Source organism: Pseudomonas sp. TWR3-1-1 (assembly GCF_049896545.1).
Lineage (GTDB): Bacteria > Pseudomonadota > Gammaproteobacteria > Pseudomonadales > Pseudomonadaceae > Aquipseudomonas > Aquipseudomonas weihenstephanensis.
The window spans coordinates 1-13,389 of record NZ_JAFCUO010000019.1 but is presented as its reverse complement, the minus strand read 5'-3'; the positions used below and the strand labels follow the sequence as shown (position 1 = coordinate 13,389).

20 protein-coding genes are annotated in these 13,389 nt (G+C 53.6%); 10 read left to right on the top strand and 10 right to left on the bottom strand.

Going from position 1 to position 13,389, the window contains the following annotated elements; translation table 11 throughout:
- Positions 1-128 precede the first annotated feature (128 nt).
- The 10 genes from ACP7A4_RS22445 to ACP7A4_RS22400 form a co-directional block, all read right to left on the bottom strand.
- On the bottom strand, positions 129-395 hold the full coding sequence (locus ACP7A4_RS22445) for an HNH endonuclease (RefSeq protein WP_088500079.1): 267 nt from the start codon (positions 393-395) through the stop codon (positions 129-131).
- A 53-nt stretch (positions 396-448) separates the two neighbouring features.
- Positions 449-640: a hypothetical protein gene (locus ACP7A4_RS22440; protein ID WP_426248399.1), complete on the bottom strand. Its 192-nt coding sequence runs from the start codon at positions 638-640 to the stop codon at positions 449-451.
- A 60-nt stretch (positions 641-700) separates the two neighbouring features.
- The gene (locus tag ACP7A4_RS22435; RefSeq protein WP_426248398.1) at positions 701-1,030 is read right to left on the bottom strand and encodes a phage holin, lambda family; all 330 of its coding nucleotides are present in this window, start codon (positions 1,028-1,030) and stop codon (positions 701-703) included.
- A 418-nt stretch (positions 1,031-1,448) separates the two neighbouring features.
- Complete coding sequence (locus tag ACP7A4_RS22430) at positions 1,449-1,757, bottom strand: hypothetical protein (protein WP_426248397.1); 309 nt, start codon at positions 1,755-1,757, stop codon at positions 1,449-1,451.
- A 138-nt stretch (positions 1,758-1,895) separates the two neighbouring features.
- Positions 1,896-2,459: a hypothetical protein gene (locus ACP7A4_RS22425; protein WP_426248396.1), complete on the bottom strand. Its 564-nt coding sequence runs from the start codon at positions 2,457-2,459 to the stop codon at positions 1,896-1,898.
- Positions 2,460-2,688: 229 nt separating this feature from the next.
- A complete protein-coding gene (locus ACP7A4_RS22420) occupies positions 2,689-3,984 on the bottom strand; it encodes a tyrosine-type recombinase/integrase (RefSeq protein WP_426248395.1) in 1,296 nt (431 codons plus the stop codon).
- Positions 3,981-4,190: a hypothetical protein gene (locus ACP7A4_RS22415; RefSeq protein ID WP_426248394.1), complete on the bottom strand. Its 210-nt coding sequence runs from the start codon at positions 4,188-4,190 to the stop codon at positions 3,981-3,983. Before ACP7A4_RS22415 ends, ACP7A4_RS22420 begins: the two co-directional genes overlap by 4 nt.
- Positions 4,183-4,878: a replication protein P gene (locus ACP7A4_RS22410; RefSeq protein WP_426248393.1), complete on the bottom strand. Its 696-nt coding sequence runs from the start codon at positions 4,876-4,878 to the stop codon at positions 4,183-4,185. The genes ACP7A4_RS22415 and ACP7A4_RS22410 overlap by 8 nt, the downstream gene beginning before the upstream one ends.
- The gene (locus tag ACP7A4_RS22405) at positions 4,875-5,660 is read right to left on the bottom strand and encodes a helix-turn-helix domain-containing protein (RefSeq protein WP_426248400.1); all 786 of its coding nucleotides are present in this window, start codon (positions 5,658-5,660) and stop codon (positions 4,875-4,877) included. Before ACP7A4_RS22405 ends, ACP7A4_RS22410 begins: the two co-directional genes overlap by 4 nt.
- A 265-nt stretch (positions 5,661-5,925) precedes the next feature.
- Positions 5,926-6,156 carry a hypothetical protein gene (locus ACP7A4_RS22400; protein WP_426248392.1) on the bottom strand — a complete coding sequence of 77 codons (231 nt, stop codon included), beginning with the start codon at positions 6,154-6,156 and terminating at the stop codon, positions 5,926-5,928.
- 59 nt (positions 6,157-6,215) lie between these two features.
- Here ACP7A4_RS22400 and ACP7A4_RS22395 point away from each other — a divergent pair, with 59 nt between their 5' ends.
- From ACP7A4_RS22395 to ACP7A4_RS22350, 10 genes are all read left to right on the top strand, one after another.
- A complete protein-coding gene (locus ACP7A4_RS22395) occupies positions 6,216-6,878 on the top strand; it encodes a LexA family protein (protein WP_426248391.1) in 663 nt (220 codons plus the stop codon).
- Positions 6,879-7,458: 580 nt separating this feature from the next.
- Positions 7,459-7,842, top strand: coding sequence for a LuxR C-terminal-related transcriptional regulator (locus ACP7A4_RS22390; protein ID WP_426248390.1), 384 nt, complete (start codon positions 7,459-7,461; stop codon positions 7,840-7,842).
- 311 nt (positions 7,843-8,153) lie between these two features.
- Entirely contained in the window at positions 8,154-8,318 is a 165-nt protein-coding gene (locus ACP7A4_RS22385; protein WP_239658799.1) for a hypothetical protein, read from the top strand.
- Between the two features lie 381 nt (positions 8,319-8,699).
- Positions 8,700-10,472 (top strand): S-type pyocin domain-containing protein, encoded by a 1,773-nt coding sequence (locus ACP7A4_RS22380; protein WP_426248388.1) that lies wholly within the window; start codon positions 8,700-8,702, stop codon positions 10,470-10,472.
- A 1-nt stretch (position 10,473) separates the two neighbouring features.
- Positions 10,474-10,749, top strand: coding sequence for a hypothetical protein (locus ACP7A4_RS22375; RefSeq protein ID WP_048365325.1), 276 nt, complete (start codon positions 10,474-10,476; stop codon positions 10,747-10,749).
- 543 nt (positions 10,750-11,292) lie between these two features.
- The gene (locus tag ACP7A4_RS22370) at positions 11,293-11,526 is read left to right on the top strand and encodes a hypothetical protein (protein WP_426248386.1); all 234 of its coding nucleotides are present in this window, start codon (positions 11,293-11,295) and stop codon (positions 11,524-11,526) included.
- Positions 11,526-12,047 carry a phage integrase Arm DNA-binding domain-containing protein gene (locus tag ACP7A4_RS22365; protein WP_426248384.1) on the top strand — a complete coding sequence of 174 codons (522 nt, stop codon included), beginning with the start codon at positions 11,526-11,528 and terminating at the stop codon, positions 12,045-12,047. The genes ACP7A4_RS22370 and ACP7A4_RS22365 overlap by 1 nt, the downstream gene beginning before the upstream one ends.
- Before the next feature lie 114 nt (positions 12,048-12,161).
- Positions 12,162-12,509, top strand: a complete 348-nt coding sequence (locus ACP7A4_RS22360; protein ID WP_203302785.1) for a hypothetical protein — start codon at positions 12,162-12,164, stop codon at positions 12,507-12,509.
- Positions 12,510-12,590: 81 nt separating this feature from the next.
- A complete protein-coding gene (locus ACP7A4_RS22355; RefSeq protein ID WP_426248382.1) occupies positions 12,591-12,839 on the top strand; it encodes a hypothetical protein in 249 nt (82 codons plus the stop codon).
- An 83-nt stretch (positions 12,840-12,922) separates the two neighbouring features.
- A partial coding sequence (locus tag ACP7A4_RS22350; RefSeq protein WP_426248380.1) for a nucleoid-associated protein occupies positions 12,923-13,389 on the top strand: 467 nt, incomplete at its 3' end.

Sequence of the window (13,389 nt, the reverse complement as noted above, 5' to 3'; positions counted from 1 at the left end):
GGGTGTTAAAGCCATTAACAAAAATTCCTGAAAAGGGGAAAAAATGTGCGCGTGCGGGAGGGGGTGGTGTCCGAGACAAAAGGTCTGGAGGTTTTGACCCGCCCCCCCCCTTGCTCAAGCTGTGAATCTCAACAGCCGAGATGAGCCATGGATTCGCGGGCCGTCTTGGCCTTGTGGCAAGGAATGCAGAGCGCCTGAAGGTTGCTGTCGTCTTCGGTACCGCCTTGGGCCAGGTTAACGATGTGGTCAACCTCAAGGCTGTGAGTGACCAGACCGCAGTTACGACAGGTGTAGTGGTCCCGCAACAAAATGGTCTCTCGCTTGCGACGCCAAGGACGCCCGCCGCGACCAGAACCCCAGCCTTCGCTGCCCGCAGCCTCAGCGAGTGAGGTCATCTTGCGGCCTTCATGCGGTTTAATACGGGACTTGAGGCTAGGTAGCTTGGCCATCAGATACGCTTTCCGCTCATATAGGTTTGCGGCAATGCATCCGGGTCAGGTTCGTCATCACCCTCGTCTGCCAACGCTGTGATCAGTTGGGTCTGTTGAGTCGCTATCCGTTCGAGGATCGCGGTTTGCTTGATCTGCTCGGCCAGTACCTGGTTTAACAGGCCTACCAAGGAGTTCTGCGGCTCGTTCATATGCAATCGCCTTCCACTTTTTAAGTCGTGCGCGCCGGGCGGCGCATCCGTTGCAGGCCATCATTCAGATCGCCGTGGCAGCTTGAAGTCAGCGAAGCGATCAGCAAAGTCAGCGATCTTCTTCACACCTAAGAAGCCAATCCAAATGCCTGCGGGTGTAGCCAGGCTGGACGGTAGGCCGAAGTACTCCAGCACCGCAATCAGGCTGGTGGTGAGCAACATACAGATGGTTGCTTCAAGCATCGCCTGCCGCCGAGTACCACCTCCGTAGATGATGCGTGCCACTGCCATCGCGGCTGACGCTAAGGCCGCATAGATAGTTGGCGAGTGCTGGCTCAGCCACGCGAGCGCTATCACCCAGGTGTCTGGCTTATCAGGCATATGAGGCATCCGGTGTCCTCCCTTGTGGGGAGTGAAATAAGCTCGGCCCCGACAGCACTCCCGGCTTGGAGCGACGGGTGTGGCAGGGCCGAAAACGAAAAAGCCCAGCGTGATGGCTGGGCTTGAAATTAGTGGTGTATCAATGCCGTAATGGCTTCATGCTATCGTCATTGCTCCTACAGCTATAACGAAGTGAAACCAATGGCAGCTACGCGAACTATTCAAACTGACCAGTTCCAAGTGAAAGGTCCTTCAGGAAAGGTTTATACAATCACGGAGGAAACAACCCAGCATGATGGAACCACCATCTCTGACACGCATACGCGATGGATAAACGGCTTAGCGGGCTACACCGTTCAAGGCGGTGGAGCAGCGAACAAAAGCGCAAGCGGTGAGTTCGTTATCGTGGCTACTGGCGAGTCTTGTGTCAGGATTTGATTGCTGATTTCATACTGCTATCTGAAAGCGCGGTCACGTCCACTAGATCGCGCTTTCTCTTTAGGTAAGAGTACAGTGCAGCCTCAACGCTTTCTGGAATTTTGATGCCCGAGACTACGATGTGCGCTTCATCAAGAACAACATCGTTATGACCATATGCCAGAACACTAATGTCAACGCCTGGGATGCCTCCGCCCAGACAAGAAACTTTCAGCTCGTGGGTTACGCTTGAAACATCTACGCCATCAATCAGAAGCTTGCCTACACCATCTTTGCGGGTGAATTGGACAGTTGCCATGAGTGAACTCCAGAAACGAAAAAGCCCAGCGCGATGGCTGGGCTTTGAGATTTGGTTATCTGTCATTGCGGGCTATTCAGTATCACCACACGCAGGATCGACATGATTGGTCCAATTTACGGCGAGTCGGCGAGTCAGTCAAGCGGCAACAATAAAGATTTCTTCGGCGTCGAATATCTCGGTGGCATGGATAACAGCCCCCTCTTCAAGTGCCTCCAGACGCTTGCCAATACCAGCCCTCCAGTCTCTACGAGTGCGCTCTGGCGATGCTTCAAGATCCCAGGTGTTCATGTCATAGAACTCGGCAGGCAGCACGATCATGTCTGTTGAGCGCTTACCAGACTGAACGCCCTTAAGCTTGGGAATGGCCCAGGCAGTCACGGCTTTGTAGATGAATAGCTGCGGTGCTGGTGAGGAAATTCGATTGATTAACCGCCCTATGGCCGCGACTTTGTTGGCCTTGTGCGTCGAGTACTTCGCCACCAGCACATCCCACTGAGCCGGGGCCAGCTCGCGGTGCAGCAGCGCATACAGGCAGCAGTCGTAATCGAATTTGTCCCGCACCGAGATACCAGCGCCCTGCCCGCCCGAACGTAATTCAGCATCAATCAGTTTCTGCCAGCTTTGCTTGGTTGAGTTGTCGATGTTGTCTGCCGCAAGCACACGCACCAGGGTGCCCATCACGTCTTTGTAAATAGCCATGCTCAATCCCCTTTTTTCTCGACCCAGCAGCCTGATCCCCAAGTCAGCGGATTGAACCAAACACCCGTGGAAACACGATAGACAGCGGCGTCACGCCACCCTTGTTGAGAGCCGCACTTCCAGCACACCTTCAAGTCGGGAAATGCGTTGTGGAAGCGGGCCGAAAGGCGACCGACCTCACCGATTGAGTCGCAGGCCAGACAAGCCAAAGCATGCTGAAATACCATTTTTAATCCTCGCCTATGGTTGATTTCTGAATGGTGCTGCATGCCACGCCGTTAGCGGCCTCCAGCGTATTACCGGATTCTTTGAATCTAACGCCTGTCTGCCCGTGGATCAGGTTCAAACCCTTCTTATCTAGATGCGCGTGCCACTTCTCCAGCGCATCACGCTTGCGGTTCATCACGTCCGACTGGATGTACACCTGCACGTTGTGGCCCATCGCATGGTTGATCAGCAGCTCACCAATCAAGTGATCAACACCGAGAACAGCCCAACCCGTGCGCGCAAGCTTGCGCAGGTCGTGACTGGTCCACTCGCCCTTCCCCAAGCGGGTAAACACTGCGAAAGACTGCCCTTCACTCAACGCCTTACCATTGCGTGCCGGGAACAGGTACTGACCTTCATAACCGCGGGCGATTTGATTTTCTCGGTACTGGATCAACAGGCTACGAACTTGCTCAGTCAGGGGCAGGTGATGCTCAACACCGGTCTTGGTGTGCTCCGCCGGAATAAACCACTCGCCCTCGGCCAAACTGATATGCGACCAGCGCGCTTGCCGGGTCTCACCAATGCGCGTGCCGTGGCACAGCATCATCAGGGCCAGCATGGCATCAGCCGGTTCGCTACCCATCACCCGTCCCAACTCACCGAGCAAGTCCTGCAACTGCACGCCGCGCAAACGAGACGGCTTGATGCTCACCTTGGCCTTGGAGAAGTCCTTGAACTTGATGCCCGCCATCGGGTTGGACGTGATCAGGCCCAGTGCCAAGGCCTGTCGGAATGCCAAGGCCAGCAGCTGGAACGCCAGACGAACGTAATCGATTGAGAGGGTTTCTTGCAGCGGCCACATCAGCAACTTGTCGAGCACCGCCTTGTTGACCTCAACCAACGGCAAGTCACCGAGGCGCGGCAACAGATGGCACTTCATGGCCGAGGCGCCGGTATTCTTGCGCTTGGCCGAAAGATTGCGGTCACGGGCCATGCGATCGGCATACCAGGTGAGCAGTTCACCCGTGGTCGCCCACTGCGAAATGGCCGAGCCAGCATCAGCAGAAACCCGCAGGCGTACAGAGGGCAACGCGGCCAGCACCTGCTTGGCGCTCAAGTCCGGGAACGCGCCGATACGGTGCCAACGGCGTTTGTTGACCAGGTACCAGGAGCCCCGGGTGCGGTTCTTGCCAAACCGAAAATGCAGCGCAGGATGGCCGGCATCACGCAAATCTCGAACATGCTCAAGCTTGGCATTGCGCCCAATCTCGGCGTCGGACAGCTTGACGGTCAGGGTTTGGATTTTGGTGTTCACAGGGCACCTTCAGGTTGAGGCTGCCGGTCGACAACCTCGTAAGTGTTAGGCCACATCAGGCGGCCAAAGGTACGAGCCACGCTTTCATGCTCAAACAAGGCAACGGCGCGGTCAGGGCCATCACTCAAATCCAACTTGTGAGCACAGCAGTGAACGGCCCAGCGGTAAGCACTCGGCTCCACCGGGGCCAGATTGGGATTAGGCATGTGCAGCACCTCCCGAGCGCATGGCGCGCAATGCCGCCAACGCATTGTTACCAACCTCAGGGGCGCTGCGCTCGATACTGCGTGGCGGCAAGGCCAGCGGCATTTTTTGCAGTGGCAAACCCGCCAAAACACGGCGAACCGTGATCGTGTAATTGCGCTCGAACAGCTTGATGCTCAGGTCATGGGCAAGACGGTTAAGGTTTTCAAACCCGCACTCCTTGGCCGTATGCCAAACCGCGTCATGGGACCACTGCGCCTGTCCCGCCATTGACGGGTGCGCATTGCGGCACGCTTCGCGGTGAGCCGCGGCAAGTTTCGGCAGCCCCAGCATTTCCGCCGTAGGCGTGCACCAACCGATAAACACACCCACGTTGGGCACAAAGTCCTTGGCAGCCTGACGCGCTCGCATCAGTCCAAATCTCAGTTGCTCAGTGCTGCAAATACCCGCTTCGAGAAAGCCTTGCATCCACTGCTGCTTGGCAGCTTTGTACGTCGCCATGTCCGGCCATGCTTGCTTCCAGGCAGGAAAGATCGAGCGCAGTTCGCGAAAGAGACCGTTGATCACCTTGGCTGTCGCCTCAGACAGTCCCGCAGCGGGCCGAGCGTTTTCACTTTCACCGGCAGCAATGAATTGGCCGGTTTGCACTTTGGCCCACAGGCCAGTGGCGATAACTGAAACTTGATTCATGCTTCAACTCCATTGATCCAGGTGGTGTCGTCATCGTCGAACCCGGTCGTTCCAGCCTGGGGACTGGCCCCTGCAGTTTTCACACGCTCACGTTTGATCCAGGCAACTAGCCGGAAACACCAACCGGCGGCGCTATCGATAGTCGATGGTCTTGCAACGTGAAAGCCCTTGAACCCTGCGAGCACCTCGTCGGTCAACAAGTCACCAGGAATGCCTGCAATGGCCATCTGGTCGGCTAAGGGTTTTACCGGGGGTAGCCACTGAGCAAACATGGCGAAGCGCTGGCGGTCATCGACGGCGGCGAACACTTGCCGATCTTGCTCAACAATCACCACGGACAGCTCGCGCTGCTGCTCTTCGGTTGATTGATGGTTAAGTGATGTATTGGGTGCAGCTGCTGCACCCCGCTCTGCTTTTTCCTGCACCCCGTTCTGCTGTGAACTGCACCCCGCTCTGCTTTCTCCTGCACCCCGCTCTTTACGGGGTGCAGCGTTTGCACCCCGCTTGATCTGTAGGTCGTATACAACGGGGCGCCGATCACAGCGATCGATATAGGCTGCTGCGATCGCCTGATTCCCTCGGACGATGAAGTCAGACTTTTCAAGCTCATCAAGCTTCAAACGAACTGTCCGCTCTCCAAGACCGGTGTCTTCGGCCAAGGTCTTGGCAGACGGAAATGCGCCACGACCATCACTTCCGGCATAGTTGGCCAAGCAGAGAAGAACGTGACGGGCAGAAGGATTTCCTAAGGTTTGTTTTGGTAGGGCGAGAGCCCAGGACATAGCTTGAACGCTCACAGCTGCGCTCCGTTGATATTCATTGAAGGGCAAGAAACCGCTGCATGAAGTACTGCGAATGCTGCCCAGTTGCCTACAAGCCGGTTAGCGCTCATAATGGATCCCGAAATATGTTGTGAAGCTGTAAAAAGCCGGTCTAGCCACCGGCTTTTTTTTGCCTGCGATTTGGCTACTGGATGGATTACCAGCTAATCCGAGGCGCTACTGAACTGACATTAATGGATGGATAATCAACTCAACGGCGAACGGCCTACCCCTGCTTGGGTTCGCGCACCTTGGTTTCTTTCAGGTAAATTTCTTCAATCGCTTTTCCCAATTCGTAACGAACCATTGCTCCATTAGCCGCACGGCTGATAGTTGGCTGAGTTGAATCACAAATTTCGGCGATCTCTGCCTGCGACAGACCAAGCTGGAACAGGCTTGCAAGCATTGATTTAACTGTCACAGCGCTATCTCTATGATTAATTTCATAGTAAATCATACGAAAACGGATAGCTCCACGCAATACAATTCAACTAATGCGTGAACGTATGGTGATTTATGGATGTTGCTGAGCGGCTTCGCTCCAAGATGCTTGAGTTGGGACTGAATGAGAGTGAGCTGGGGCGCCGTGCTGACGTCCCTCAGCCTACGATCAACCGTATTCTCTCCGGCGAAAGTGCGAGCCCGAGGCGCCCGACTATTGAAAAAATAGCTCGCGTACTGAGGGTTTCCCCGAACTGGCTGATGTTCGGCGGAGCTGATGAATCCAAAAGCTTCGATGCCAACGTAGAACTGGCTTTGCAGCCTTCAAGATCATTTAGCTACCCAGAAATTAGCTGGGTACAAGCCGGGACTGCGTCTGAAGCAATGGAATTGTGTAATGTTTCCGCGTGTGCAAGCCACACGTCAGACGTATGGGCTGGTGAGCACGGGTTCTGGCTAAAAGTTATGGGGCCATCAATGACTAGCCCTATAGGTCCGTCTTTCCCAGAAGGCTTTTTAATACTTGTCGCGCCTGAGTTTGAGCCACGATCTGGTCAGTTCGTCGTTGCCAAGCTGATAGATTCAAACGAAGCCACCTTCAAGCAATTCATTAGGGATTCAGGCACTTTTTACCTGAAACCTCTTAACCCTTCGTTCCCAATAATCCCCATGGACGACACCTGGGTTATCGTGGGAACCGTTGTTGACGGGAAAATGCCGAAATCAATTTTCAGATAAAAGCATCCCATTTGAGCTAAGAAGTCTGAAGCACCCCTAGCCCGCCTTTGAGCGGGCTTTTCTATGCGTTTAAAAATAATTATGCGAAAGCGTATTGACTGCAATTATGAGGATTCGTATAGTCCACCCATCGCCGACACACACCGTCAGCACGGCAGAGATGCCAGGGGCAACCCGAACGCTCTTTAACAACGAATTGATACACAGCGCCGAACGGGAAAGGTCGTTAGCGCACTCATAGGCTGGAGCCTCCCTGAGTGCTGCCGTATCGACCTCGGTAAGTCGGCGTGCAGTAACCCACCGTTAGAAATGGAGGATTTGCACCAATGCACATTTGAGCGATCCACCTGCGTGGCGTGGCAAGCCTGAAGGCTGCGCCCTACACCCCTACAGGCAGCGGACAGTGAGGCCGAGGATGTGACCGCGCATCAACCGAAAGGTAGGCCTACGCCAGCGCACCAGGACAACTTGATGCAGAACCCCCAAGCCGTCGCCAGAAGCGGGCTTGGGCGCGTCACGGACACTTTCACCGCTGCACCTGGACAACCGGGTGCATTGGGAAAACAACCGAGAGCACATCATGGAATCGACAATCGTTGACGGCGCATGGAAAGGCCACCTCGGCCGTGGCCTTGCGCCGCGAGAGCTGCAATTCGTCTTATCGGTCGCTCAAGGCCTGACCGCCAAGGAGATCGCCAGAGTGTTCGGCATTGCACCGGGCACCGTGGTCAAGCGACTGGCCAATGCCATGTTCAAACTCGGCGTTCATCGCCAAGGCGCACTGATCGCTGAAGCGATGCGCCGCCAGATCATCACCCCGCTCTGCCTGCTACTTGCCGGACTGATCGCCATGCACACCGCCACTGACGACCAAATGGCCCGCCGCGACCGCCGCCCCACTGAACGCCGCTTCGCCGAACTGCGCCTGATACGCCGCGCCGAAGCGGTCGAGTTGATCGGCTGAAAAATACGGACAGCATCACTTCTGCCCATTCATTGAGTGGGCTTTGGGATGCGGACGAGAACACACCGCTTGGCGGCCCCCTGCACTCACTACCACCCAATACAACACGGAGGATTTGCAGCCATGCACATTTAACTTACCAGGGCCCGCCCACTCCGCGCGCCCCGGCCTTGCTCTCACATACGGAGGCGTTGTTGAGAGCGCTACACAGCCCGGTTTCGACCGGGCTTTTCAATTCTGCGGTTATTCGTGAGTACTCCGCCCGACGCTTGAGCGCTGACGAATACCCGTAACTCTGTCGAGGACCGACCATGCACCCAACCTTCACCCAGCGCCGCGCCATTCTCGATGGGTTGCGCGAACGCACACGCCAAGCCACTGCTGATTTCTACCAAAAGCCAAACGTCATTGCCCCGCCACTGGCTCCTCGCTTCATCGTCAAGCCAAGCGGGGGGAAACAATTTCGCATTAATTGAGCACGCTACCAGCAAGATCATTATTGAGCGCTTCGGACATAACAACGCCACCGGACACGTGCCCAAGCAAAGCGGAGCAGTGTCAAACTGTTCGGAAAAGCTCTTCACATTTGGGCATTACGCATCGGAATAATAATGACCGTCATCATAGCTTATGTTGCTCACAGATAAGTCGAATTAACAGCTCTGTAAACATAATTTTCACCGTACCCAGCCCTAACTACAACATATCGAATATGCATCGATACACATTTCATGTAGCAATCTCCCAAACGTAGGAACCGCAATATAAGGACACACGAACAAGAAATTCAAAAAACCAGCATCAACTCTTACAAAACCCAAAAAACAAAGTACCCCCCTTTATTATAGGAATCCATTATGGAAATTGCTGCAATTCATATTATTGCCAATGAACCACCCGTCGGCATGGATGGGATGCCAGGCGGCACAGGCATGAGTATGGAAGGAAGAGGAAATATAGGTACCACAAGCAACTTTGGTAGCGAATGGAGAGGCATGAGCCAAACCGATCTTAATCAGTTGACAGCAGGGCTGAACCTACATTATCTGCGAGGGCGCATAATTCAGAAACTCCAACTAGTACAAGATCATGTTGAAGCAATTTATGCAAAATTTACTACCCCACTGAGTACTCTGGTTGAGCAAGATCTCGCTGCGGCAGGTACCAGCAACACCAAAACCCCGCAAAGCCTTGCAGGCAATAAAACGATTATCGACAATCTGGTCAGTTCGCGAAAACAGAACCTCGAAGCCACCATCAGAATCGCTAACACTTTCTCTGGGGGAGACCCCCTAGTACTTTCCAAGTCACAGCGGACAGATATTGGTATTAAATCTATGGGGCTTGTTATTCGTGAGTTCCCTGTACGCACCAATGAAATACTAAATAGCTACGAATCTTCTTACAGAGCGGCTAAGAATGCCAAAATCATTGCTCAACTTATTGAGCAACTCGAAGCTAAATCCACAGCACTATCACTTTTGCTTAATACCTCCACTATCACATCGACCGGAACCGCACAACTGAGTGCAATGGCGGGATCTGTTGCTCTATCACCAGGCTCGGCGCTGACACTGGATGCAGTCTTGAAAGCCGCTGTAGCATTATTTGAATCACTGAAGCACGCTGCGACCTTGGAAACCACTGCAAGTGTAGCGAGCCGATGGATTCCGTTTGCCACATTGTTTTGGCCATCCAACCTTGGTAATAGCGATCTTTACCCACCAGACCGCGCAAAAACTACTCTGACCCTCCCCGCAAGCATTCTTGTCAATCATCCGACTAAAAATCTTGCTGCAGAATGGTTAAAGGTCGCATTGGCAAAAGGAACTGTGGAAGTTCCATATCGAATTTACGGAGATTCTACAAAGTATTCAGTCATTGCTACACAAGCCAGTGGCGGACTTTCGCCAAAGGTCCCTGTAAGACTTCTGACGCTCGACAGGGCGCTAAATGCTTACACCTTCACCACGACGAGTACCCCACCACGCATCTTAGTATTCCCTATTGCCTCGCCAGGCAACAGCTCCTCAACAACGCCTATAACCCCCGTGGATGTCCCCGTTTACACCGGCTTGACGCTGACTCCAATTGAGGTAAAAGCTCAAACCTTGCCAGCTGTCGGCCAATTGGATCTTCAAGATTGTATTTATTGCTTCCCAGTGGACTCTGGACTGCAGCCTATTTATGCAGTATTTAACTCCCCCTATGAGGGTGCAACCACCAAAGGCCAACACAGCGGACGCATGTACAACCCCGACCAAGCTGGTGGCCCAACCCAAAATCTCGACTGGAAGAAAGCTTCGGTCACTAAAGCCGGCATAGATCTGGTAAAACTGCATACGGGGCGATTCGCCCCCTCAGATGCCAATAAAATCATGACTGAGCGTCTCGGAAAAATCCTAAAGGGCGAAACAGCTATCACTGACGTCGACAAACGCTTTTACACGCACGAACTGAGGGAGCTTGAGCGATACAGGTCTCTTGGGGTTGCCGACGGCATTGAAGGAAACGTATGGAATAACGCTCACACTGCAACTCTAGAAGACTTCAAACTCAAAGATTCTTCTGATTTATTCTATACACCAGATGCAATAATCGCTGATAACAAACAAGTATATGGAGAATAAGATGAACGACATTAATGACGTAGTCATTACAGAAAACCCACGAGATGTCATTCTTTTTGCTACTAGAAATAAAAAAATTATCTCATACCCTGCTCTGGATAGACTTTACAGCAGAAATAACTGGGCAAATATCTCTAACAATATTGAACTCTTAAAGCTCGTTGAGGCCATGACGCTGGAAGGCTTGATTGAGCATGCAGACGGAGGCTACAGAAACGGGCCTAACTGGAAAGAACCAGCATTCATTACCAAGAAAAATACTCCATCAAGTAAATAGCATTCCTCCCAAGAAAACCCAGGCGCACTGGGTTTTCTTTAACTTTATAATTCGCACCACCAAAAAACCCAGCACAATTCGTGCTTTTTATTTCTCACGTAATGCAAAACAAAAAACATTTTAAAATATATTAAGCCAAACTTTCTTCCCCAGAGCAGGGCCAGATTATTCGCAACACACGCTACAGAGCTATAATTATCACACCCTAGAAATCCTCAAGCTAATGACAAGATATTTAGCCAACCCCATCAGGCACTGCAGCCTGCGGGAGACATAGAGCCATCTCTATGCTTACAAAAAATATTGGCGAACGTATCGACGCCCGATGCACCCGTTGCGACGGGCGGTACTTTCAGATTAACGAAGAGTTCATCAACTTAGTTAGCTACGAGGTGATTGCCGGCAAGATTAGCACCGTTAGTTCTACGGACAAGCTTAAAGCAACAGGGCGCCTACTCGGCCGCTGTCGTCAGTGCGGCCACGACTGGGCTTTCCGAAAGAATCCACTCACTTCATAAACTCCCCCCAGAGAATGGAATCAACATGGCAAAGATCAATACACAGATCACTGCCCGCCTCCCTCGCTTGATGGAGGCCGGTGAATACAGAAAGCTGCGTTACGCGGGGGGTAAACCCAGCCTGCAACAAATCAAAAAATGGATAGAAGAAGGCGAAGTGCTGGGTGAGGTAAAAGGCGAGATGTATTTCGTAGACCTGCAGGCCGCAATCATGGGATCAAGTGATCCTCTGCTCGCTCAGATGCTGGAGCTTGGGTAATGGCTTCAAGGCCTCGCACTCTTAAAAATCGCAAGCTTCCCCCAAACCTCTACCCCAATGGCAAATACTGGCGGTGCCGCAACCCCATCACCGGCCTGATGACCAGCATCAACCGCCCCCTTGAAGACGCCATCAAGCTTGCCATGGCTGCCAACGCGAAGCTGGCTCCTGTAATGGCCGGTGACGGTGAACTGCTCATAATCCTGACAGGCGATCGCCTACCCACAATACGCAATCTGGTGGAGCGCTTTGAGGCTGAATGGCTGAAAGATCGCGACTATGCCGCTCGCACTTTGGCAGAGATCCAATTCAAGCTGGAGCGTTACCGGCAGGACTTGGGGGATCAGCTGATAGGTCAGCTCGATGTGCTTGCCGTCGCTGAATACCTGGACGGGTTCAGCAACAACGCCTACACCAAGCACCGCGGCTTACTGGTGCAGATCTTTGCCTTTGCGGTAGTTACCAGGGCCCGCCGACTCTGCGCGCCCCGGCCTTGCTCTCACATACGGAGGCGTTGTTGAGAGCGCAAGACAGCCCGGTTTCGACTGGGCTTTTTCATTCCTGCGGTTATTCGTGAGTACTCAGTCCAACGCTTGAGCGCTGACGAATACCCGTAACCCTGTCGAGGACCGACCATGCACCCAACCTTCACTCAGCGCCGCGCCATTCTCGATGGGTTGCGCGAACGCACACGCCAAGCCACAGCTGATTTCTACCAGAAGCCAAACGTCATTGCCCCGCCGCTGGCTCCTCGCTTCATCGTCAAGCCAACTGGCAGCAACACTTTCGAAGTGATCGAGCGCGCCACGGGCAGGATCATCACCGAACGCTTCGGTCACAACAATGCGACCGCCCACGCTCGCGAGCTGGAAGCCAAGAAGGATCAGTTCGATGTGAAACAGTTCGGCCGCTTCCTGCGCGATTGGGCACTGCGCATCAGCGTGATGCTGACCATTTTCGCCTTCTTCGGCAGCCACGTTTGAAACGCACCACCACCTCTGCGCACCGCCGCCTTCGCCAAATTCAACATCACCTGCCGCCCAGCGGATTAGAAGAAGCAGCCTATGGCCAAAACTCCCAACGAACGCAAGCGCGAACAACGCTCGCGGGACAAGTTGAGTGCACAGGAAAAAGAAGCGCTGTTGCTGTCACGAAAGATTGTCACAGCCCTTTATCACAACGATGACGCCGCACTGAGACGGGTGATGGTGCGCAGCGGAATTGATGAAGAGCAGGATTTGATATCGCGCTTCATCCGTGGTGCGGATCGCATGACTGACACTCAGTTGGCCGAATTAATCCGCTTGCAGTAACTGTCACGCCCGAGCGTCACGAACAACAAATAATCACGCTGCGCATCCGGTCACGGAGGGCGGCGCCATTCCGAGGTAAATCTATGCCCATCCGCCACAGCATCATCCACCAGATCGACAAAAAGCCAGGCGGCAGCCCTGCCGTATTGCACGTCAGCGACACTGAGCTGGTCGAATCGCAAGCAACCGAAAACCTGCTGAATGACCTGAACATTGCCTACAACGCCAAGACCGGCAAAGGGTGGGGCTTCTTCCATGCTCAATCTGGTACCTTCCCGCTTAGCGGCTGGTTGCAGACCTTTATCGATGGCGGCAACTTCATCGAGTTCAGCCGTACCGCAGTCGAGCACCTGACAAGGTTAATGGAGGAATCGAATCTCTCTGTAGGCGGGCACGTTCTGTTCACGCACTACCGGCAAGGCCTCACTGACTACCTGGTCATCGCTATGCTCCAGCAGAGTGAAAGTGTGACGGTGAATGCTGACCTCAGCGTTACGCCTTCCAAGCATCTGGACTTCGGCAATATCCACTTGGCTGCTCGGATCAATCT

Excerpts from the sequence above, each read along its gene's own strand:
- ACP7A4_RS22445 (WP_088500079.1), bottom strand. The coding sequence starts at position 395 with ATGACCTCACTCGCTGAGGCTGCGGGCAGCGAAGGCTGGGGTTCTGGT.
- ACP7A4_RS22440 (WP_426248399.1), bottom strand. The coding sequence starts at position 640 with ATGAACGAGCCGCAGAACTCCTTGGTAGGCCTGTTAAACCAGGTACTG.
- ACP7A4_RS22435 (WP_426248398.1), bottom strand. The coding sequence starts at position 1,030 with ATGCCTCATATGCCTGATAAGCCAGACACCTGGGTGATAGCGCTCGCG.
- ACP7A4_RS22430 (WP_426248397.1), bottom strand. The coding sequence starts at position 1,757 with ATGGCAACTGTCCAATTCACCCGCAAAGATGGTGTAGGCAAGCTTCTG.
- ACP7A4_RS22425 (WP_426248396.1), bottom strand. The coding sequence starts at position 2,459 with ATGGCTATTTACAAAGACGTGATGGGCACCCTGGTGCGTGTGCTTGCG.
- ACP7A4_RS22415 (WP_426248394.1), bottom strand. The coding sequence starts at position 4,190 with ATGCCTAATCCCAATCTGGCCCCGGTGGAGCCGAGTGCTTACCGCTGG.
- ACP7A4_RS22410 (WP_426248393.1), bottom strand. The coding sequence starts at position 4,878 with ATGAATCAAGTTTCAGTTATCGCCACTGGCCTGTGGGCCAAAGTGCAA.
- ACP7A4_RS22405 (WP_426248400.1), bottom strand. The coding sequence starts at position 5,660 with ATGTCCTGGGCTCTCGCCCTACCAAAACAAACCTTAGGAAATCCTTCT.
- ACP7A4_RS22400 (WP_426248392.1), bottom strand. The coding sequence starts at position 6,156 with ATGATTTACTATGAAATTAATCATAGAGATAGCGCTGTGACAGTTAAA.
- ACP7A4_RS22395 (WP_426248391.1), top strand. The coding sequence starts at position 6,216 with ATGGATGTTGCTGAGCGGCTTCGCTCCAAGATGCTTGAGTTGGGACTG.
- ACP7A4_RS22390 (WP_426248390.1), top strand. The coding sequence starts at position 7,459 with ATGGAATCGACAATCGTTGACGGCGCATGGAAAGGCCACCTCGGCCGT.
- ACP7A4_RS22385 (WP_239658799.1), top strand. The coding sequence starts at position 8,154 with ATGCACCCAACCTTCACCCAGCGCCGCGCCATTCTCGATGGGTTGCGC.
- ACP7A4_RS22380 (WP_426248388.1), top strand. The coding sequence starts at position 8,700 with ATGGAAATTGCTGCAATTCATATTATTGCCAATGAACCACCCGTCGGC.
- ACP7A4_RS22375 (WP_048365325.1), top strand. The coding sequence starts at position 10,474 with ATGAACGACATTAATGACGTAGTCATTACAGAAAACCCACGAGATGTC.
- ACP7A4_RS22370 (WP_426248386.1), top strand. The coding sequence starts at position 11,293 with ATGGCAAAGATCAATACACAGATCACTGCCCGCCTCCCTCGCTTGATG.
- ACP7A4_RS22365 (WP_426248384.1), top strand. The coding sequence starts at position 11,526 with ATGGCTTCAAGGCCTCGCACTCTTAAAAATCGCAAGCTTCCCCCAAAC.
- ACP7A4_RS22360 (WP_203302785.1), top strand. The coding sequence starts at position 12,162 with ATGCACCCAACCTTCACTCAGCGCCGCGCCATTCTCGATGGGTTGCGC.
- ACP7A4_RS22355 (WP_426248382.1), top strand. The coding sequence starts at position 12,591 with ATGGCCAAAACTCCCAACGAACGCAAGCGCGAACAACGCTCGCGGGAC.